The sequence below is a fragment of the Micromonospora echinospora genome (assembly GCF_900091495.1).
GTDB lineage: Bacteria > Actinomycetota > Actinomycetes > Mycobacteriales > Micromonosporaceae > Micromonospora > Micromonospora echinospora.
Window position 1 is genome coordinate 1,970,243 of sequence record NZ_LT607413.1, and the last position, 19,686, is coordinate 1,989,928.

Genomic DNA, 19,686 nt, shown 5'->3' on the forward strand with positions numbered 1-19,686 from the left:
GATCGGGCGCCACAACTTCATGATCGACGGAGTGGAAAGCCCGGTGCCCCGCAGCCGCTGACCACTGGTGGTGGCCGGCCTCGTCGGAGACCGGCCGCCACCGGAGTTCGTCGCTACTGGGGTGCGAGGGTGAGGGTCGAGGAGAGCGCGATGGCCAGTTGCTGCTGTTCGGTCAGCGCGAAGGTCGGTCCGGTACCGCCGCTGGCGTGGTTGACGTTCAGCCAGGAGCCGTCCTTGCGGCGCACGTCGATCGACCGCTCGCCGGTACGGGTGTTGCCCTTTCCGCTGATGGTGGTGACGATCCGGTACTGCTCGCCATTCGGCCCCTCGCCTTTTCGACAGCTGTAGGACCCGGATGGCCTGCCGCAGGTGAGGCTGCCGGAGCTCGGGGACTTGCGCCAGATCTGGACGGAGAAGAGCGCCGGGCGGGTCTTCCCGTTCGTGATCGGGGCCTGCCCCCAGTAGTTGTCGCTGTCGTTGTCGCCGCCGGAGCCCGTCCACGCCTCCTCCAGGGCGGCGCTCGACGTGACGTCGGGGATCTGGGCGCGCAGCGCGGCGATGACCGCCTTGTCGAGCCGTTCCTGCTGTGCCGGGTCGGCCGGGGCGCTCGGCGGCAACGTCTGCACCGGCACCTCGACGCCGGGCGGCAGCGGGCCGAGGTTCAGCGTCGGATCGGTGGCGATGGTTATCAGTTGTTCGACGGTGAGCGGGAGTGGCCCCGGCGGCGTGTGGCCCCTCAACGTCAGGGTCACCGCCGAGTTGTCGGCCCGCAGCAGTTCCACAGTGAGTGGCGGGGTGAACCGGCTTCCCATGTCCATGATGCTGGTCCTGATCCGCGAGCCGTCCGGGCCGGCCGCCTCCACGCAGTCGATTGTCATCTTCGACATACGCTCGCAGCGGGACGAGTGGAAGCCCACCAGTCCCTGCCGCTTGACCACGAGGAGCAGGTCACCGCGCTTGCCGTCGGCGACGATCTCACCATTGACCGAGAACCGGTCCACGGTGGTCCAGCCACCCCGGCTGCCCGACTGCCAACCCGGCCGGTCCAGACCGGGGGCGGTGGAGTCCGGCCATCTGATGCTTGGCGCGGTCCGCTTGAGGGACGCCTCGACGGCGGCCTCCAGGCGCTGCCAGTCCGCCTCGGCGCCGGCCACGGTGGTGATCCTCGGAGCCGGGGGGTGTGAGGGGATCGGCAGGACCGACGGGGAGGGCGGTACGGCTGGTGGGGCGGGCGACGGCTGCGGCCCCCCCAGCAGGCCCGCCGCGAGGGTCACCGCCAGGACGGCCGCCGCTCCGGCTCCGCCGGCTCCCCACATCCGCAGCCTCCTGGCCCGCCGCTGCCTGAAGATGATCCGGTCGACGTCGACCGTCGAGACCGGCGAGTGTCCGATCGCCTCGTCCAGTGCCTGTCGGTAGCTCATGCCCACTCCTCCCTGGGGCGTCCGGCCGGGTTGGTGGCGAGGGCGCGCAGCGCGTCGAGGCCGCGCGCGGCCTGGCTTTTCACCGTGCCGTTGCTGATGCCGAGGATCCCGGCGGTCTCCTCGACGGACATGTCGCAGTAGAAGCGCAGGACGACCACCGCCCTACGCCGGGCGGGGAGCTGGCCGAGCAGGTCGAGCAGCATCTCCCGGTCGGCGAGGGTGGGTTCGGCCGGGTGCAGGTCCACCTCGTCGGGGAGTTCGTCGACGCTGCGTTCGCGTCGCCACGGCCGTCGGCGCTCGTCCAGCCAGGCGTTGGTCAGCATGCCGCGCACGTACGCGTCGACGTTCTCCACCGCGCGGACCCGACGCCAGTGCCGGTAGAGCTTGCCAATGGTGATCGAGACCAGGTCGTCGGCGGTGTGCCAGTCCCGGCAGAGCAGGTACGCCGTCCGGCGCAGCGGCTCCAGCCGGGCGGCCACGAACTGCCGGTACTCCTCCTCGTCCGCGCGCCTCACCGCGCGGAACCCGTGTTTACCGTCATGTCCAGGGGACGGAGGGCACGGCCCCCGGGGTTGCCTCGATCGTGGTGGCGAACGGCCCGCTGGGAGGCCGTTCGCCACCACGATCCACGGTGCGATCTGGTTTCACGGGGCGGGGCGGCCGGTCAGGGCATGGTGGAGGGCCCGGCAGGCGGCGTCCTCGGTGTCGTGGGTCTCCCGGACGTCGTGGACGCCGCGCTCGTAGAGGCCGATCTCCCACCGGCCATCGGGTGCCCGGCGCAGGAACCAGAAGTCCGGCGGGAGCGGCACGTGCTCGTGGACGTCCTCCAGTTCGAAGGCCTCCGGGGAGAGCCCGGTGTGCAGCAGGACGTTACGCAACTCGTGCCGGTCCACCCGCCGCCTCCTGTCCTCGATCCACCACCGCTCAGCAGATGGTGGCACCGGCCGTGGCCCCGCACTGCCCGTGCGGCCTGGTGGTGAGGTCCTCCTCCACCAGGTAACCGTTCTCGATCAGCCAGGTGATGCTGAGCTGCCCGCCGGCCTCGGGCAGGTACCGCTGCTCCAGCTTGAACTGGGTGCCCATGCCGGGCTGGGCGAACCAGGGCGCGACCGGCCCGGAGTCGACGGTGAACGGCTTGAGCACACAGTAGACGTGGTAGTTGGCCAGGGGCGCGGTCGCCGGGGTGCTCAGGTTGGCGGGTGGCAGCGACCGGGAGCCGAACGGCGTGCCGAGCGGTGCGAGGTAGGCGCCGCCGGGAAAGCCGAACCGGTCGAGCCGGTAGCCGGGGAGCAGGGTCTGCGCCGTCTTGACCGGGCTGCCGTCCGACCCGACGACGAATCCGCCCGCCGGCGGGTACACGTACGCCTTCTGCGCCGCGTTCGTGTACTGGTCGAGGAACTCCTGCTGGGTGAGCGCGCCGAAACGCCTGTAGTCGCCGAGCAGCGGCCCGACCGGGTCGGCGGTCAGCGCCTGGGCCGGGCCGAGGAGCTGGTTGTTATCGTACGCGGTGGTCGGCGGCGCGTTCGGGGGCGTACCCGGGCGGCATGGCGAGGTGGCTGCCCGGCTGTCCGGCTGCTGGCCGCCGCGTGAGCCGGGCTGCTGACCGCCGGCCTGAGCACCCGGGGGCGAGGGCGTCGGACTCTGCCCGACGCTGGGCGTGGGTGTCGGCGTGACGGGTGCGGTGAGCGGTTGCCCGGTGACCGCGCCCACCGGCTGGGCGGGCAGGGGGAGCAGGACGAAGGCGACACCGGCCAGTAGCGCCAGTAGTCGACGACGGTCGACCGCCATGGAAACCTCCTGAAGACGATGGGTCAGAGACCCTCATCTTCAGGAGGTTTGCACGTGAATATGAGTAGTTATACCTTTCACACCTGAAAGGAGGAACATGCGCGCATCTCGCTTTTTGTCCGAATCTCCTCGCGGGGTCAGCGCTCCAGGATCGCCGTGACGCCCTGACCGCCGGCCGCGCAGATCGAGATCAGCCCCCGGCCACCGCCCTGCTCGGCGAGCAGCTTCGCCAGGGTGGCGACGATCCGGCCGCCGGTCGCGGCGAACGGGTGCCCGGCCGCCAGCGACGAGCCGTTGACGTTGAGCTTCTCCCGGTCGATCGCGCCGAGCGGCGCGTCCAGACCGAGGCGCTCCTTGCAGAACTCCGGCGACTCCCAGGCGGCGAGCGTGGCCAGCACCTGCGAGGCGAACGCCTCGTGGATCTCGTAGTAGTCGAAGTCCTGCAACGTGAGCCCGGCGCGGGCGAGCATCCGGGGCACCGCGTACGCCGGGGCCATCAGCAACCCCTCGTCACCGTGCACGAAGTCCACCGCCGCCGTCTCGGACCAGGTGAACCAGGCGAGCACCGGCAGGCTCCGCTCGCGCGCCCACTCCTCGCTGGCCAGCAGCACGGTGGACGCGCCGTCGGTGAGCGGGGAGGAGTTCCCGGCGGTCATGGTGGCCAGCCCGGCGTCCGGACCCCTGGTGCCGAAGACCGGCTTCAGGCCACCGAGCTTCTCCAGGCTGGTGTCCGGGCGGAGGTTCTGGTCGCGGGTCAGCCCCAGGTACGGCGTGACCAGGTCGTCGAAGAACCCCCGGTCGTACGCGGCGGCGAGCCGCTGGTGCGAGCGGAGCGCCAACTCGTCCTGGGCCTGCCGGTCCACGCTCCAGCGCAGCGCCGTGCGGGCGGCGTGCTCCCCCATCGACAGCCCGGTGCGCGGTTCCGCGTTACGCGGGATCTCCGGCTTGAAGGGCTGGTGCGGGCGGAGCTTCGCGGCGATCCTCAGTCGCTGGCCGAGGGTGCGGGCGGAGTTGAGTTGCAGCAGGGTGCGCCGCATGTCCTCGTTGACGGCGAGCGGGGCGTCCGAGGTGGTGTCCACACCTCCGGCCACACCGGCGTCGATCTGTCCGAGGGCGATCTTGTTGGCGACCAGGATGGCGGCTTCCAGCCCGGTGCCGCAGGCCTGCTGGATGTCGTACGCGGGGGTGTGCGGGTCGAGCTTCGAGCCGAGCACCACCTCGCGGGTCAGGTTGAAGTCCCGGGAGTGCTTGAGCACCGCCCCGGCGACCACCTCGCCGAGCCGCTGCCCGGCCAGGCCGAACCGGGCGACCAGCCCGTCCAGCGCCGCGCCGAGCATGTCGGCGTTGGACGCGTTCGCGTACCGCGAGTTGGACCGGGCGAAGGGGATCCGGTTCCCGCCGATCACCGCGACCCGTCGGATGCTCTGCACGATCCCGCCTCCTCGAAACACTTGCCCCAACCCTACTCGCCAGTAGGCTACGCCTATGACCGACAGGTACGCGAGCTTCGTCCGATCGGGGGCCGGTCGCGCGCTGGTCAAGCGCCTCGGGCTGCCCGACCCGCCCCGCCTGCGCCGGCACCGTCCCGGCGACCCGCTGCTGCCCGGCCCCGCCCTGCTGGGCGCCGCGACCGGGGGCCGACTCGCCGAGCCGGTCGGCCGGATCCTCCGCGCCGCCGGGGTCGAGCCGGCCACCGTCGATTCGGCCGTCGGGGGCGACGTGGCCGCCGCCGACGCGGACACCCGCTTCGGCGCCCTGGTGTACGACGCCACCGGCATCACCGACTCCACCGGCCTGCGGCAGCTCTACGACTTCTTCCACCCGTACGCCCGGTCGCTGCACGCCAGCGGTCGGGTGGTGGTGCTCGGCACCCCGCCCGAGCAGTGCGCCACCCCACGTGAGGCGACCGCCCAGCGGGCCCTGGAAGGGCTGACCCGCAGCATCGGCAAGGAGTTCGGCCGGGGCGTCACCGCCCAGCTCGTGTACGTCACCGCCGACGGGGACGCCGGCACGGAGACCAGCCTGGAGGCGACCCTCCGGTTCCTGCTCTCCGGCCGCTCGGCGTACGTCTCCGGGCAGGTGATCCGGGTCGGCACCGGCCCGGCCACCGCACCGGCCGACTGGGACCGCCCGCTGGACGGGCAGGTCGTCCTGGTCACCGGGGCGGCGCGGGGCATCGGCGCGGCCCTGGCCCGGGTGCTCGCCCGCGACGGCGCGCAGGTGGTGGTGCTGGACATCCCCGAGGCCGGGGACGAGCTGGCCGCCGTGGCCAACGAGATCGGCGGCAGCGCCGTGCAGCTCGACCTGACCGCGCCGAACGCCGCCACCCGCCTCGCCGACCACCTCACCGCCCGGCACGGCCGGGTGGACGTGGTCGTGCACAACGCCGGCATCACCCGGGACAAGACCCTCGCCCGGATGAACGCCGACCGGTGGGACCAGGTGATCGACGTCAACCTCTCCAGCCAGGAGCGGATCAACGACGTGCTGCTGGAACGGGAGCTGATCCCGCGCGGCGGCCGGATCGTCTCCGTGTCGTCGATCGCCGGGATCGCCGGCAACCGGGGCCAGACCAACTACGCCACCAGCAAGGCCGGCGTGATCGGGCTGGTCGACTCGCTCGCCCCGGCGCTGGCCGAGCGGGGCATCAGCGTCAACGCGGTGGCCCCCGGGTTCATCGAGACCCGGTTGACCGCCCGGATCCCGCTGGCGCTGCGTGAGGCGGGCCGCCGGATGAACAGCATGTCCCAGGGCGGCCTGCCGGCGGACGTCGCGGAGACCATCGGCTGGCTGGCCTGGCCCGCCTCCGGCGCGGTCAGCGGCAACGTGGTCCGGGTCTGCGGCCAGAGCCTGTTGGGGGCGTGATGGACCGGCGGGAGATCGAGCTGCCCCGACTGCCGGCCTCCGGGCCGCTCTACCGGCGGGCGGTGCTCGGCTCGCTGCCCGGGGTGGGCGGCGGCCGGCGCTCCGGTGAGCTGCCGGACACCGCCCTGACCGTCCGGGGCGTCACCGTGGACCGGGCGCACCTGGCGGACTACGACCGGGTCTGCGGCTTCCGGCTGACCGACGCGCTGCCCGGGACGTACCCGCACGTCCTGGGGTTCCCGTTGGCGTTGCGGCTGATCAGCGCCCCGGACTTCCCGATCCCGCTGGCCGGCGTGGTGCACGTGGGCAACCGGATCACCGTGCGCCGGCCGGTCGACGCGGGCGAGGCCCTGGACTTCACCACGTACGCGGAGAACCTGCGTCCACATGCACGCGGCCGGCAGCTCGACGTGGTGCTGGTCGCCTCGGTCGACGGCGAGGAGGTCTGGCGGGGCGTGTCGACGTACCTCGGACGGGAGCGGTCGGCGACCGGCGGCCAGCGGAAGCAGGGCGAGTGGTCGCCCGCGCCGATCGGGCCGACACGGTGGCGGGTGGACCCGCGGGTGGGTCGGGACTACGCCCGGGTCTCCGGTGACCACAACCCCATCCACACCTCGCGGCTGGGCGCGCGGCTGCTCGGCTACCCGCGTCCGATCGCGCACGGCATGTGGAGCAAGGCCCGGTGCCTGGCCGCGCTGGCACCCCGCCTGCCGACGGCGTACACGGTGGAGGTGGCGTTCAAGTTGCCGGTTGCGCTGCCCTCGACGGTCGTCTTCAGCGCCACACCCGACGGGGGCTTCGCCCTGAACGACGCCCGCACCGGCCGCCCCCACCTGGTGGGCCAGCTCACCTGAGGTCCCGCCTGGTCGGGGGTGGACGGAAGTCGCCGCCTGCGCTAAGTTGTTCTCAGATCGAGTTGTTCTCAAAGTGAGAGAGATGGGCGCGTGGACGAGCAGGAGTTCCTGGCGAGGTACGACCCCTCGGCGTATCCGGCGGTCGCGGTCACCGTGGACGTGGTCGCGTTGACCATCCGCGAGGGCGCGCTGCACCTGCTGCTGGTCCAGCGCGGTCAACCGCCGTACGCGGGGCACTGGGCGCTGCCCGGCGGTTTCGTCCAACCCGACGAGGACCTGGCCACCGGCGCGCGCCGGGAACTGGCCGAGGAGACCGGCCTCGGCGACGAGCGGATGCGCCGCGTCCACCTCGAACAACTCGGCAGCTACGGCGACCCGGGCCGCGACCCCCGGATGCGGATCGTCTCCGTCGCCCACCTGGCGTTCGCCCCCGACCTGCCCGACCCGGTCGCCGCCAGCGACGCCGCCGAGGCGGCCTGGCTGCCGGTGGACGCGCTCGGCAACCGGCAGCTCGCCTTCGACCACGCCCGGATCATCGACGAGGGGTTGGAGCGGGCCCGCGCCAAACTGGAGTACACCCCACTGGCCACCCGCTTCCTCGACGCCGAGTTCACCATCAGCGAGCTGCGCGGCGTCTACGAGACGGTCTGGGGGCACCCGCTGCACGCCGGCAACTTCCACCGCAAGGTGCTCTCCGTGCCGGGCTTCGTGGAGAGCACCGGCGCGACCACCGAGCGCGGCGGGGTCCGGGGCGGCCCCCGCGCGAAGCTCTACCGGGCCGGCGACGCCCGGCTGCTCCACCCGGCGCTGCTGCGCCCCGCCCGGGAGGAGGAGATCCGGTGAGGACGGAGGAGGCGATCAGCCTGGTCGCGGCGGCCCGCACCGACGACGACCTGTTCGGCGTCGACGCGCCGGCCCAGCGGTACCGGCAACTGGTCGCGGCCCTGCACCCCGACCGGCTCGGCCGGGCCGACGACCGGGTTCGCGCCGCCGCCACCGAGGCGTTCGTCGAGGTCACCACCCGCTGGCGGGCGACGACCCACGGCCCGGGAATCCTGCTCGGCGACTACCGGCTCGGCCGGCTGGCGTACGCCGGCGACCTGGCCGACCTCTACGACGTCGGGGCGGACCGGCTGCTCAAGCTGCCCCGTCAGCCCGGCGACAACGACCTCATGGCCCGCGAGGCACACGCGCTGCGCACCATCGAGGAGCGGGGCGACCCGCGCCATCTGCCGTACGTGCCCCGGCTGGTCGACTCGTTCCGGCACCGGGACGCGGCCACCGGTGCCGAGCGGCGGGTCAACGTGCTGGCCGCCGTACCGAACCTGCACAGCCTGGACGAGGTGCGCCGGGCGTACCCGGACGGGCTGGACGGCCGGGACGCGGCCTGGATGTGGCGGCGGCTGCTGGTCGCTCTCGGCCTGGCCCACCGGGCCGGCGTGGTCCACGGCGCGGTGCTTCCCCGGCACGTGCTGATCGAGCCGGACGCGCACGGCGTGGTGCTGGTCGACTGGTGCTTCGCGGTGGTTGGCGACGGCACGCTTCCGGCGATGGTGCCCGGTCACGAGGACTGGTATCCGGCCGAGGTCACCGCGAAGCGGCCCTGCGGGCCGGGCACCGACCTGGCGATGGCCGCCCGCTGCATGACCTGGCTGATGGGCGACCGTGCCCCGCGCGAGCTGCGCGCCTTCGCCGACGGCTGCCACCTGCCGGCGCTGAACGCCCGACCCGACGACGCCTGGCGACTGCTCGGCGAACTCGACGAGGTGCTGGAGCGGCTCTACGGGCCGCGCACCTTCCGGCCCTTCACCCTCAACCCCTAGGGAGGCTGCCATGGGCAGTGGAATCTGGTCCACCAACGTGTACGACGCCGCCGACCGCTACCGCAAGGCCACCGGGAAGAGCGCCTTCTCCTACAGCGACAGCGGGGCCCGGACCGTGCACCCCGACCTCGACCCGCGCGGCGCGACCCGGGAGAGCCGCGACTCGGCCGAGCACCCGCAGTCGACCCCCATCACGGTGCTCTTCGACGTGACCGGCTCGATGGGGCACGTGCCGCGCACCCTCCAGGCCAAGCTGCCGCAGTTGCTCGGGCTGCTGCTGCGCCAGGGCTACGCCCGCGACCCGCAGGTCATGTTCGGCGCGATCGGCGACGCCACCTGCGACCGGGTGCCGTTGCAGGTCGGGCAGTTCGAGTCGGACAACCGGATGGACGACGACCTCGGCAAGATCGTGCTGGAGGGCGGCGGTGGCGGCCAGATGATGGAGTCGTACGAGCTGGCCATGTACTTCATGGCCCGGCACACGGTCACCGACTCCTGGGAGAAGCGGGGCCGCCGCGGCTACCTCTTCATCATCGGCGACGAGCTGGCCTACGGGAAGGTCAAGCAGCGCGAGGTGGCCCGCCTGATCGGCGACGGCCTGGGCGAGGACGTGCCGCTGCGGCAGGTCGTCGACGAGGTGACCCGGCGCTGGGACACGTACTACCTCCTCCCGGCCGGCAGCCACTACTCCGGCAACCGGAAGGTGCTCGACTTCTGGCGCGACCTGCTCGGACAGAACGCCATCGAGCTGGACGACCTGGACGCGGTCTGCGAGACCATCGCGCTCACCGTCGGGCTCGGCGAGGAGGCCATCGACCTGGACGAGGGCCTGCGGGACCTGAACCAGCACGGGTCAACGGCCACCGGCACGGTGTCGAAGGCGCTGGCCCGGCTCGGCGGCGGCCGGCGCACGGTGGTGTCGGCGCTGCCCCCGGCCACCTCGACGCTGCCCGCCCCGCGTGGCGGATCGACCCTGCCGGCCCCGCGCGGCGGCTCGACCGGAGGGGTCACCCGGCTGTGAACCACATGGTGGTGGTCGACCTCGGCTACGGCGACGCCGGCAAGGGCACCGTCGTGGACTGGCTCTGCGCGACCCGGCCGGTGCACACGGTGGTCCGGTTCAACGGGGGCGCGCAGGCGGCGCACAACGTCGTGCTCGCCGACGGCCGGCAGCACACGTTCGCGCAGCTCGGGGCGGGTACGTTCCGCCCCGGCGTGCGGACCCACCTGTCCCGGCACGTGGTGGTGGACCCGTTGGCCCTGGCCGCCGAGGCCGACCACCTCACCTCGGTCGGGGTGCCCGACGCCCTCGACCGGCTCACCGTCGACGGTGAGGCGCTGCTCGCCACGCCGTACCACCGGGCCGCCAACCGGGCCCGGGAACTGGCCCGGGGAGCCGACCGGCACGGCTCCTGCGGGCTGGGGGTGGGGGAGACCGTCGCGTACGGTCTCGCCCACCCCGACGAGGCGCCCCGGGTGGCCGACTGCCGCCACCCGGAACTGCTGCGGGACCGGCTGACCCGGCTGCGCGACCGGCTGACCGCCGAACTGGGTCCGCTGGACGCGCCGCCGGTCGAGGACTGCCTGCCCGCGTTCACCGGGTTCGCCGCCCGGGTGGCGATCGTGGACGGGTCGTACCTGGCCGGGGTGCTGCGGGCGGGCACCTGCGTCTTCGAGGGAGCGCAGGGGGTGCTGCTGGACGAGTGGCACGGCTTCCACCCGTACACGACGTGGAGCACCACCACCTTCGCCAACGCGGAGGAGTTGCTCGCCGAGGCGGGGCTGGCCGGCACCGCCCGGCGGCTGGGCGTGCTGCGTACCGTGACCACCCGGCACGGGCCGGGTCCGCTGGTCACCGAGGACCGGGAGCTGCCGCTGACCGACCCGCGCAACCCGACCAACCCGTGGCAGGGCCGCTTCCGGTTCGGCCACTTCGACGCGGTCGCCCACCGGTACGCCCTGGAGGTGGCCGGCGGGGTGGACGGGCTGGCGCTCACCCACCTGGACCTGGCCGACCAGGGGCTGCGGATCTGCCACCGCTACGACACCCTGGACCGGCTGCCGGTCGGTCCTCCCGGCGACCTGGACCGGCAGGCCGCGCTCACCGAACGCCTGCTGTCCGCCCAGCCGGTCTACGACGACCCGCCGGCCGACTGGGTGCCGGCCGTCGAGGAGGCGTTGGCCGCCCCGGTGGTGCTCACCTCGCACGGCCCCACCGCCGAGGACAAGCGACCGGCCTCGCCGGCCCCGCCTTTCGGGGCGGGGTGGCGGGGGTCAGCGGAGGTAGGCGACCATCTCGTCGTGGCTACGGGGTAGCCCGTACTCGTCGAGCAGCAGCGAGAAGTTCACGAACCGGTGGCCGTCGACCGACCACGGCAGCGGCGAGGTGGCCAGCACCTCGGCCAGCCGCCGCTGCCGGCCGGTCAGCGCCTCCGGCGGCGTCCCGGCCACCAGCGGACCGTCGGGGAAGGCCAGGCGGAGCGCTTCGGTCGCCACCGGCAGCGCCTCGACGCCGTCGACGACGGGCAGCCGGTCGAGCAACGCGTCGAACGCCCGGTCGGCGTGCCGGGGCCCGACCTGCCGCAGCGCCAGTGCGGCGTAACCGGCCAGGTCGCCGTCCAGGAACGGCACCGGGACGTCCTCGGCCGACCGCCGTCGACCGCGCGGGGCGGCGGTCGTCCAGCCGAGCAGCTCCTCGACGGTCGCGTCGTCGGCGTCCGGCCCGAGCACCCGGGCCCGTGCCACGGCGGCTGCCCAACGGACCACCGGACGCGGGTCGGTCAGCAGCGCCGCGTCCGGCGCGGACCCGAGCAACCCGGCGGCCACCAGCGCGGTCGCCGCCACGTCCGCCTCCCGAACACCCGCCGGCTGGCCGGCGGTCGCCCCGCCCGCCGGGCCGTCCGTCGTCGGGCCGTCCGTTGTCGGGCCGTCCACCGCCGCCGGCCCGTCCACCGCCGCCGATCCCGCCGAGCTGTCCACCGCCGGACCGTCCGCCGCCTGCGCGGTGATCCCGTCGTCGGCCGCCAACGCCGCGGAGACGGCCGCACGCAACGCCGGCAGGCTGCCGTCCGCCTCCTCCGGGAACCAGGCGAGCGCGTACGCCGCCCCGGCACGCAGTCCCGGGTCGGGGTGGGCGAGCAGGGTACGCAACATCGGCACCCCGGCCCGCACCGCGTCGTACGTGGCCAGCTCGTAGTAGGCGTACAGCCGGTTCTGGTCGTCCCTGTCCAACGCCCGCAGGTACAGCGCCTCGGGGTCGTCCTTCTCCGCCGAGCTGGGCGGCTTGGCGGCGAGCAGCTCCCGGCCGCCCTCGGACACCCGGCGGTACTCCGCCACCGGGAAGCCGTCCGGCAGCCAGCTCGCGTCGTAGCCCATCGCCAGGCAGGTCAGCAGGTAGAGCACCAGCTCCCGGTCCGGCGTGGCCGGGTCGGCGACCATGTCGAGCAGGAACGGCACCGCGTAGGCGCTGGCTTCGTACCGGCTGCCCTGGTGGAAGATGTTGCTGTAGAGGTCACCGAAGGCGCCTTCGCGCGCGGTCGGGTCCGGTGAGCACAGTGCGCGAAGCTGGTCGGGGACGTCCCCGGCCGACCCGTAGGCATGGCCGAGCCGCCGCCAGTCGATGTCGTCGATCCGGTCGAGCATCCGCCCATCCTCGCGCACGCCACCGACAGGCCGGGCCGCCCACTCCCGGCGGCCCGGAGCGCGTCGTCGCGCCGGGGGACGTCGTCACTCCGTGGCCGGATGCCAGGTCTCGCCGCGCAGCAGTTGGTCGGCGCCGAGCCAGGCGATGTTCATCATCCGGGTGGCGGTCTTCGCCGGGTCGGCCTCGGGGTGGTCGGCGAGCCAGTCGGCCAGCGACTCGCTCGCGCCGACCAGGGCGTACGCGATCACCTCCAGGTCGGTCTCGCGGACCTCGCGGCCCTGCGCGCGCAGGGCGTGGTCGAGCATGCCGGCGACCACCTCGACCATCCGGCTGCGCATCACCGCCAGTTCCCCGGCGAACGGCTGCTCGCCCCGCGCCTGCCGGTAGAGCACGACCCAGCCGTCCCGGTGCGCGCCGACGAATCCGAAGAACGCCCGCAGCCCCCGCCAGAGCCGCTCGTCGGCCGGCAGGTCGGGGGCGGCGGCCCCGGCGATGGCCTCCACCATGCGGGTGCCCTCCCGGTGCAGGCAGGCGATGAAGAGCTCCTCCTTGGTCCCGAGGTACGCGTAGACCATCGGCTTCGAGATGCCGGCATCCTCGGCGATCTCGTCCATGCTGGCGGCGTGGAAACCCCGACGGGAGAAGGCGCGGACGGCCGCGTCGAGCATCTGCTGCTCGCGGACGGCCCGCGGGAGACGACGGAACGCGGGAAGGCTGGACACCTTGCGAGCATACCTACTCGTGCGTAAGGTTACGCCAGAGTAGGCAAATCTACCCGTGCGCCCCGAACCGACGCGGAACCCGCTCGGCGCGACGGCGTCACGACGTCCGGAAGGTTTTCCATGACTGACTTCGATCCGGCCACCTTCTCCTCGTACGGCCCCAAGGAGTTCGCCAAGCTCGTCAAGTCCACGCCGGACAAGAAGATCGCCGAGGTGATGTCGGGCGATCTGCGGGGCAAGGTTCTCGACGAGGTGTTCAGCCGGATGCCGTCGCTGTTCCGCGCCGAGAAGGCCGGCTCCACCAACGCGGTGCTGCACTGGAACATCACCGGGCGGCCGGACGGCGGCTCCGACACCTACGAGGTCGTCATCGAGAACGGCACCTGCACGGTCAACTCCACCCCGGAGCGGGAGCCGAAGCTGAGCCTGACCCTCGGTCCGGTCGAGTTCCTCAAGATCGTCGCGGGCGCGGCCAACCCCGCCATGATGTTCATGACCGGCAAGCTGAAGGCCAAGGGCGACCTGGGCCTGGCCGCCAACATCCCGAACCTGTTCGACATCCCCAAGGGCTGACATGTCCGAGTTCTCGCTCGACCTGAACGAGGAACAGCGGGATCTCCGCGACTGGGTGCACGGCTTCGCCGCCGAGGTCGTGCGCCCGGCCGCAGCCGAGTGGGACGAGCGGGAGGAAACCCCGTGGCCGGTCATCCAGGAGGCGGCGAAGGTCGGCCTCTACGGCTTCGAGTTCCTCATCACCTGCTTCGGCGACCCCACCGGCCTCTCCCTCCCGATCGCCAGCGAGGAACTCTTCTGGGGTGACGCCGGCATCGGGCTGAGCATCTTCGGCACCTCCCTGGCCGTCGCCGCCATCTACGGCTCCGGCACCCCCGACCAGCTCGTCGAGTGGGTGCCCCAGTGCTTCGGCGACCCGGAGTCCCCGGCCGTCGCCGCGTTCTGCTCCAGCGAACCCGAGGCCGGCTCCGACGTCGGCGCGATGCGCACCCGGGCGACCTACGACGAGGCCCGCGACGAGTGGGTGCTGCGCGGGCAGAAGGCGTACGCCACCAACGGCGGGATCGCCGGGGTGCACGTGGTCACCGCATCGGTCGCCCCCGAGCTGGGCTCGCGCGGGCAGGCCGCGTTCGTCGTACCGCCGGACACGCCGGGGTTGCACGCCACCCGGAAGCTACGCAAGCTGGGCCTGCGCGCGTCGCACACCGCCGACGTCTTCCTCGACGAGGTACGTGTACCCGGCCGCTGCCTGCTCGGCGGGCGGGAGGCCCTGCGGGAACGCCTCGACCGGGCCCGCTCCGGCCAGCGTGCCTCCGGTCAGGCGGCGATGCGTACCTTCGAGCTGTCCCGTCCCACCGTCGGCGCGCAGGCGATCGGGGTGGCCCGGGCCGCCTACGAGTACGCCCTGGAGTACGCGAAGACGCGGGTCCAGTTCGGCCGACCGATCATCGAGAACCAGGCGGTCGCGTTCGCGCTGGCCGACATGAAGATGGAGATCGACGCGGCCCGGCTGCTGGTGTGGCGGGCCTCCTGGATGGGACGCAACGACAAGCCGTTCGCCGCCGGAGAGGGCTCGATGTCCAAGCTCAAGGCGGGCGAGGTGGCCGTCGCGGTCACCGAGAAGGCGGTGCAGTTGCTCGGCGGCGCGGGTTTCCTCCGCGACCATCCGGTCGAACGCTGGTACCGGGACGCCAAGATCTACACCATCTTCGAGGGGACGTCGGAGATCCAGCGGCTGGTGATCGCCCGCGCCATCTCCGGAATCCAGGTGCGCTGACCACCTCGGCGTCTGTCCGGGGGCGGTTTGTCAGGTGGTAGCAGGGGACCCCTGCTCATCAAAATCCGGTAACAGGGGTCCCCTGCTACCACCCCAGCCGGAACGCGGCGTAGCAGCGGGGACGGAACGGGGCAGCGGGGGCGGAGCGGAGCAGCGCGGGGAAGGAGCCGGGATGGGTCTGCCGTTCGTCATCGCCACGCTGGCCCGGCGGGGGCTGCTCGCCCCCGGCGCGCCGGTCCGGGTCGCCGCCCAGCTCAACGCGCTGCGCCGGTGGGGTTTCAGCCTCGCCGGCGAGCTACGCCAGGCCGCCGCCCGGGACCCGCGCCGGATCGCGGTCGTCGACGAGCACGGCACCGGCACCAGCTACGCAACCCTGCTCGACCGCTCCGAGCGGCTGGCCCGGGGGCTGCGGTCGGGGTTCGGGGTGCGCGGTGGCGACCGGGTGGGCGTGCTCTGCCGCAACCATGCCGGACTGATCGAGACGATGGTGGCGACCACCCTGCTCGGCGCGGATGCCGTCCTGGTCAACACCGGGCTCTCCGCCGGTCAACTGGTCACCGTCGCCGAGGAGCAGCGGTTACGCGTGCTCGTGCACGACGACGAGTTCGCCGACCGGAGCCTCGGCCTTCCCGCCGGGGTGCAGCGGATCGACGAGCGGGGGCACGCCGACCTGGTCGCCGGGGCGACGTCGGGCACCCTCGTCCCACCGGCCCGGGGCGGTCGGACCATCGTGCTGACCTCCGGCACCACCGGCACGCCGAAGGGCGCCCGGCGGCCCACCCCGAACGGCTTCGGGCCACTGGTGTCGATCATCGACCGGATCCCGCTGCGGGTCCACGACCGCGTCCTGATCGCCGCGCCGCTCTTCCACACCTGGGGGTACGCCGCCCTCCAGGTGTCCTTCGCGCTACGCGCCACCATCGTGCTGCACCGTCGGTTCGACCCGGCCACGATGGTGGACGCCCTCGCCGCACAGCGTTGCGATGCGCTGTTCGCCGTACCGGTGATGCTGCAACGGCTGCTGGAGGTGCCGCCGCCCCAGCCCCGCCCACCGCTGCGGGTGGTGGCGGTGAGCGGGTCGGCGCTGCCCGGCGCGGTGTCCGGCGCCTTCATGGACAGCTACGGCGACGTCCTCTACAACCTGTACGGCTCCACCGAGGTCTCCTGGGCCTCCATCGCCACCCCCGCCGACCTGCGTGCCCACCCGACCACGGCGGGCCGCCCGCCGCACGGCACGCGGGTGGCGGTCGTCGACGAGGCCGGGCGGCCGGTGCCGCCGGGTCGGGTCGGGCGGATCCTCGTCGGCAACGAGATGCTCTTCGACGGGTACACCTCCGGTGCCGGACGCGAGCGCCACGACGGCCTGCTCGACACCGGTGACCTGGGGCGGCTCGACACCGACGGGCGGCTCTTCGTCGACGGCCGGGCCGACGACATGATCGTCTCGGGTGGGGAGAACGTCTTTCCGTCCGAGGTGGAGGACCTGCTCGCCCGTCTCCCCCAGGTACGCGAGGTCGCGGTGATCGGCGTCCCCGACGACGGGTACGGGCAGCGTCTCGCCGCCTTCGTCAGCCTGCACCCCGGCGAGACCCTCGACCCGGAGGCGGTACGCGAGTACGTCCGCCACCACCTCGCCCGATTCTCCGTCCCCCGGGACGTGACGTTCGTCGCGGCCCTGCCCCGGAACGCCACCGGCAAGGTCGTGACCAGGGAACTCCGTCGTCTTCTCGACTGACCGTCAGCGCATTCCGTCCACAGTGGTATTTTCGGTCGCCTTCTCCCCCGTCCGGGAACGTCCAGGAGCCGCCATGGCAGGAGTTCGTCGCCGTCGTGCCCTCGGCCTGCTCGCCCTCGGTGCGTCCGCAGCGACCGCAGGCGCCTTCTGGCCCACGGCGTCCGACGACCGGCGGGTCGTCGCGGGGCGGCTCGGCTCCGACCGGAACTCCATCGGCTCCACCCGGGCCGCCGCGCCCACCGGCCCTGTCCCGGTCGTCCGGGAGAACCAGGCGCCCGGCATCACCTGGCCGCCCACCGACGGCCGGCGGCCGGGTGTCGACGACCGCCGTCGGCAGATCCAGGGGTACGCCTCGGCGACCAGCGTCGCCCACGGCGAGACCATCGACTTCCATGTCGCGGTCGACCCGGCCGGACCGTACCGGATCACGGTCGTCCGGCTCGGCTGGTACGGCGGGGCGGGTGCCCGGGAACTGCTGACCAGCCCCGAGCTGACCGGCGGGCCGCAGCCGCTGCCCGTGCCCCACCCGGAGACCGGGGCGCTGGCCTGCCGCTGGCCGGTCTCCTGGACGCTGCGCATCCCCGACGACTGGACGTCCGGGCTCTACCAGGCGATCTTCACCTCGGCCGAGGGCTGGCGGGGATACACCCCGTTCGTGGTACGCGACGACCGCCGGGCCGCCGCGCTCTGCGTGGTGGTGCCGTTCACCACGTACCAGGCGTACAACCAGTGGCCGATGGACGGCACCGTCGGGCGGAGCCTCTACTACGGCTATCGGCACGGGGTGCTCGACTACGAACGGCGGTCCTTCGACGTCTCGTACGACCGCCCGTACGCGGGCGAGGGCTGGCCCAAGCACCTGGACCGCGACCACGACTTCGTCCGCTGGGCGGAGAAGCGGGGCTACGACCTGACGTACGCCACCACCGAGGACCTGCACAGCGGTCGGCTCGCCCCGGCCCGGCACCGGGGTCTGGTGTTCTGCGGCCACGACGAATACTGGTCGAGGGCGATGCGGATCGCGGCGGAACGCGCGGTGGCGGCCGGGACCAGCCTGGCCTTCCTCGCCGCGAACAGCGTCTACTGGCACATCCGGCTGGGCCCGTCCGCCGACGGGCGACCCGAGCGGCTGGTCACCTGTTACAAGACGTCACCGGATCCGGGCGCGGACGCGGCCGGCGCGACGACCCACTGGCGGTCGGTCGCCCCGGACGGCAGCGACGCCGAACAGCGCCTGCTCGGCATCCAGTACAACGGCATCGTGGCGACCCCGCAGCCGCTGGTGGTCGCCGCCGCGGAGCACTGGTTCTGGGCCGGCTGCGGCGTGGCCGACGGGGACCGCATCCCCGGTCTGGTCGGTGGGGAGGCCGACGGCACCGTGTCGGGGAACCCGCGTCCCGCCGGGGTCACCGGGGTCACCCTCGGCACCGCCTCCTACCCGAACCGGTACCGGCAGCAGCGGGTACAGAAGACCCACCTGTACGAGACGCCCCGGGGCGGCGTGGTCTTCGCCGCCGGGACGCTCTTCTGGACGATGGCCCTGCACCGGAACGGACACCGGGACGAACGGGTGGAGCGGGCCACCGCCAACCTGCTGGACCGCATTATCCGCAGCTGACCCGGCCGGAGGGCGGTCCGCCCCGGCCCCGGTCAGCCGTCCCCAGCCCCGGTCAGCCGTCCCCGGCCGCGTCGTCCCGGCCTCAGCTCGGCAGGCGCACCTCGCCGCGTACCGCCGCGTCGGCGATGTCGCTCCGGTGGTGCGAGCCGGGCAGTTCCACCCCGGCGACCAGCGCGTACGCCGCGTCCCGGGCGGCGGCGAGGTCCGGGCCGGTGGCCGTACCGCAGAGGACCCGGCCCCCGGCGGAGAGCAACGCGCCGTCGGCGGCCCGCCGCGTGCCGGCGTGGATGACGCCCGGTCGTTCCGCACCGGTGATCACGTCGCCGGTGCGGGGCGTGCCGGGGTAGTTGGCGGCGGCCAGCACCACGGTCACCGCGGCACCGTCACGCCAGTGCAGCGGCGGGTGCGCGGCGAGCGTGCCGGTGGCCGCCGCGTGCAGCAGCCCGCCGAGCGGCGACTCCAGCAGGGCGAGCACGACCTGGGTCTCCGGGTCGCCGAACCGGGCGTTGAACTCGATCACGCGGGGGCCGGCGGCGGTGATCGCCAGGCCGACGTAGAGCAGCCCGGCGAACGGGGTGCCCCGGCGGCGCATCTCCGCCAGGGTCGGGTGCACCACCTCCCGCATCACCTGCTCGACCAGGCCGGGCGGAGCCCACGGCAGCGGCGCGTACGCCCCCATGCCGCCGGTGTTCGGGCCGGCGTCGCCGTCACCGACCCGCTTGAAGTCCTGCGCCGGCAGCAGCGGCACCGCCGCCTCGCCGTCGGTCACCACGAAGAGGGACACCTCGGGGCCGGCGAGGTACTCCTCGACCACCACCCGCCCGCACTCGGCGGCGTGGGCCAGCGCGGCGGCCCGGTCGTCGGTGACCACCACGCCCTTGCCGGCGGCCAGCCCGTCGTTCTTGACCACGTACGGCGCGCCGAACTCGTCCAGCGCGCGGGCGGTGCCCGCCTCGTCGGTGCAGGTGTAGGCGCGGGCGGTCGGCACCCCGGCGGCGATCATCACGTCCTTGGCGAACGCCTTCGACCCCTCCAGCCGGGCGGCCTCGGCGGACGGCCCGAAGCAGGCGACGCCCTTGGCGCGGACCGCGTCGGCGACCCCGGCGACGAGGGGCGCCTCCGGCCCGATCACCACCAGGTCGACGCCCTCCTCGACGGCCAACCCGGCCACCGCCGCCGGATCCGCGGTGTCGACCTGCCGAAGCTCCGCCACACCCGCGATCCCCGGATTACCCGGTGCCGCGATCAGTCGTTCGACGGACGGATCAGCCGCCAGCCCGAGCGCCAGCGCGTGTTCCCGTCCACCTGATCCCACAAGAAGTACCCGCACGGGCCCCGATCCTACCCATCCCGCCGCCCGCTCTAGTTGATCAAGAAGTTCGCGTCCGGATCGGCTCGTCCGGTGCCGCCACTTCCTGATCGACGAGG

The 19,686-nt window shown here is 73.3% G+C and carries 18 protein-coding genes; 10 read left to right on the forward strand and 8 right to left on the reverse strand.

Annotated features, from left to right (window positions below):
- Window positions 1-113: 113 nt before the first annotated feature.
- The 5 genes from GA0070618_RS09010 to GA0070618_RS09030 all read right to left on the reverse strand — a co-directional run bounded on the left by GA0070618_RS09010 (window position 114) and on the right by GA0070618_RS09030 (window position 4,639).
- The gene (locus GA0070618_RS09010; RefSeq protein WP_088981234.1) at window positions 114-1,421 is read right to left on the reverse strand and encodes a hypothetical protein; all 1,308 of its coding nucleotides are present in this window, start codon (window positions 1,419-1,421) and stop codon (window positions 114-116) included.
- Window positions 1,418-1,936 carry a SigE family RNA polymerase sigma factor gene (locus tag GA0070618_RS09015; RefSeq protein WP_088981235.1) on the reverse strand — a complete coding sequence of 173 codons (519 nt, stop codon included), beginning with the start codon at window positions 1,934-1,936 and terminating at the stop codon, window positions 1,418-1,420. The genes GA0070618_RS09010 and GA0070618_RS09015 overlap by 4 nt, the downstream gene beginning before the upstream one ends.
- A 129-nt stretch (window positions 1,937-2,065) precedes the next feature.
- Entirely contained in the window at window positions 2,066-2,314 is a 249-nt protein-coding gene (locus GA0070618_RS09020; protein ID WP_088981236.1) for a hypothetical protein, read from the reverse strand.
- Between the two features lie 31 nt (window positions 2,315-2,345).
- Window positions 2,346-3,209: a TNT domain-containing protein gene (locus tag GA0070618_RS09025; RefSeq protein WP_088981237.1), complete on the reverse strand. Its 864-nt coding sequence runs from the start codon at window positions 3,207-3,209 to the stop codon at window positions 2,346-2,348.
- A 137-nt stretch (window positions 3,210-3,346) separates the two neighbouring features.
- Window positions 3,347-4,639 (reverse strand): acetyl-CoA C-acetyltransferase, encoded by a 1,293-nt coding sequence (locus GA0070618_RS09030; protein WP_088981238.1) that lies wholly within the window; start codon window positions 4,637-4,639, stop codon window positions 3,347-3,349.
- A 55-nt stretch (window positions 4,640-4,694) separates the two neighbouring features.
- Here GA0070618_RS09030 and GA0070618_RS09035 point away from each other — a divergent pair, with 55 nt between their 5' ends.
- The 6 genes from GA0070618_RS09035 to GA0070618_RS09060 all read left to right on the forward strand — a co-directional run bounded on the left by GA0070618_RS09035 (window position 4,695) and on the right by GA0070618_RS09060 (window position 11,067).
- On the forward strand, window positions 4,695-6,074 hold the full coding sequence (locus tag GA0070618_RS09035; RefSeq protein ID WP_088981239.1) for a 3-oxoacyl-ACP reductase: 1,380 nt from the start codon (window positions 4,695-4,697) through the stop codon (window positions 6,072-6,074).
- Entirely contained in the window at window positions 6,074-6,928 is an 855-nt protein-coding gene (locus GA0070618_RS09040; RefSeq protein WP_088981240.1) for a MaoC/PaaZ C-terminal domain-containing protein, read from the forward strand. The genes GA0070618_RS09035 and GA0070618_RS09040 overlap by 1 nt, the downstream gene beginning before the upstream one ends.
- Before the next feature lie 90 nt (window positions 6,929-7,018).
- Window positions 7,019-7,771, forward strand: a complete 753-nt coding sequence (locus tag GA0070618_RS09045; protein WP_088981241.1) for an NUDIX hydrolase — start codon at window positions 7,019-7,021, stop codon at window positions 7,769-7,771.
- Complete coding sequence (locus GA0070618_RS09050; RefSeq protein ID WP_088981242.1) at window positions 7,768-8,751, forward strand: serine/threonine protein kinase; 984 nt, start codon at window positions 7,768-7,770, stop codon at window positions 8,749-8,751. Before GA0070618_RS09045 ends, GA0070618_RS09050 begins: the two co-directional genes overlap by 4 nt.
- 10 nt (window positions 8,752-8,761) lie before the next feature.
- The gene (locus GA0070618_RS09055) at window positions 8,762-9,772 is read left to right on the forward strand and encodes a hypothetical protein (RefSeq protein WP_088981243.1); all 1,011 of its coding nucleotides are present in this window, start codon (window positions 8,762-8,764) and stop codon (window positions 9,770-9,772) included.
- Entirely contained in the window at window positions 9,769-11,067 is a 1,299-nt protein-coding gene (locus GA0070618_RS09060; protein WP_088981244.1) for an adenylosuccinate synthetase, read from the forward strand. The genes GA0070618_RS09055 and GA0070618_RS09060 overlap by 4 nt, the downstream gene beginning before the upstream one ends.
- Here the strand turns inward: GA0070618_RS09060 and GA0070618_RS09065 are convergent.
- Window positions 11,026-12,393, reverse strand: coding sequence for a HEAT repeat domain-containing protein (locus tag GA0070618_RS09065; protein ID WP_088981245.1), 1,368 nt, complete (start codon window positions 12,391-12,393; stop codon window positions 11,026-11,028). The genes GA0070618_RS09060 and GA0070618_RS09065 overlap by 42 nt on opposite strands.
- A gap of 84 nt (window positions 12,394-12,477) precedes the next feature.
- Window positions 12,478-13,116, reverse strand: a complete 639-nt coding sequence (locus tag GA0070618_RS09070; protein ID WP_088981246.1) for a TetR/AcrR family transcriptional regulator — start codon at window positions 13,114-13,116, stop codon at window positions 12,478-12,480.
- 120 nt (window positions 13,117-13,236) lie between these two features.
- Between GA0070618_RS09070 and GA0070618_RS09075 the strand changes: the two genes are divergently transcribed.
- The 4 genes from GA0070618_RS09075 to GA0070618_RS09090 all read left to right on the forward strand — a co-directional run bounded on the left by GA0070618_RS09075 (window position 13,237) and on the right by GA0070618_RS09090 (window position 18,258).
- Window positions 13,237-13,689 (forward strand): SCP2 sterol-binding domain-containing protein, encoded by a 453-nt coding sequence (locus GA0070618_RS09075; RefSeq protein ID WP_088981247.1) that lies wholly within the window; start codon window positions 13,237-13,239, stop codon window positions 13,687-13,689.
- Window position 13,690: 1 nt separating this feature from the next.
- Window positions 13,691-14,905, forward strand: coding sequence for an acyl-CoA dehydrogenase family protein (locus GA0070618_RS09080; protein ID WP_088981248.1), 1,215 nt, complete (start codon window positions 13,691-13,693; stop codon window positions 14,903-14,905).
- Between the two features lie 172 nt (window positions 14,906-15,077).
- Window positions 15,078-16,640 carry an AMP-binding protein gene (locus GA0070618_RS09085; RefSeq protein WP_088981249.1) on the forward strand — a complete coding sequence of 521 codons (1,563 nt, stop codon included), beginning with the start codon at window positions 15,078-15,080 and terminating at the stop codon, window positions 16,638-16,640.
- Between the two features lie 73 nt (window positions 16,641-16,713).
- On the forward strand, window positions 16,714-18,258 hold the full coding sequence (locus GA0070618_RS09090; RefSeq protein ID WP_088981250.1) for a N,N-dimethylformamidase beta subunit family domain-containing protein: 1,545 nt from the start codon (window positions 16,714-16,716) through the stop codon (window positions 18,256-18,258).
- An 82-nt stretch (window positions 18,259-18,340) separates the two neighbouring features.
- On the opposite strand, the gene purD is transcribed toward GA0070618_RS09090, so the two are convergent.
- Window positions 18,341-19,588 carry a phosphoribosylamine--glycine ligase gene (gene purD / locus GA0070618_RS09095; RefSeq protein ID WP_088981251.1) on the reverse strand — a complete coding sequence of 416 codons (1,248 nt, stop codon included), beginning with the start codon at window positions 19,586-19,588 and terminating at the stop codon, window positions 18,341-18,343.
- Window positions 19,589-19,686 lie beyond the last annotated feature (98 nt).

Excerpts from the sequence above, each read along its gene's own strand:
- GA0070618_RS09010 (WP_088981234.1), bottom strand. The coding sequence starts at position 1,421 with ATGAGCTACCGACAGGCACTGGACGAGGCGATCGGACACTCGCCGGTC.
- GA0070618_RS09025 (WP_088981237.1), bottom strand. The coding sequence starts at position 3,209 with ATGGCGGTCGACCGTCGTCGACTACTGGCGCTACTGGCCGGTGTCGCC.
- GA0070618_RS09035 (WP_088981239.1), top strand. The coding sequence starts at position 4,695 with ATGACCGACAGGTACGCGAGCTTCGTCCGATCGGGGGCCGGTCGCGCG.
- GA0070618_RS09040 (WP_088981240.1), top strand. The coding sequence starts at position 6,074 with ATGGACCGGCGGGAGATCGAGCTGCCCCGACTGCCGGCCTCCGGGCCG.
- GA0070618_RS09055 (WP_088981243.1), top strand. The coding sequence starts at position 8,762 with ATGGGCAGTGGAATCTGGTCCACCAACGTGTACGACGCCGCCGACCGC.
- GA0070618_RS09065 (WP_088981245.1), bottom strand. The coding sequence starts at position 12,393 with ATGCTCGACCGGATCGACGACATCGACTGGCGGCGGCTCGGCCATGCC.
- GA0070618_RS09075 (WP_088981247.1), top strand. The coding sequence starts at position 13,237 with ATGACTGACTTCGATCCGGCCACCTTCTCCTCGTACGGCCCCAAGGAG.
- GA0070618_RS09080 (WP_088981248.1), top strand. The coding sequence starts at position 13,691 with ATGTCCGAGTTCTCGCTCGACCTGAACGAGGAACAGCGGGATCTCCGC.
- GA0070618_RS09085 (WP_088981249.1), top strand. The coding sequence starts at position 15,078 with ATGGGTCTGCCGTTCGTCATCGCCACGCTGGCCCGGCGGGGGCTGCTC.
- GA0070618_RS09090 (WP_088981250.1), top strand. The coding sequence starts at position 16,714 with ATGGCAGGAGTTCGTCGCCGTCGTGCCCTCGGCCTGCTCGCCCTCGGT.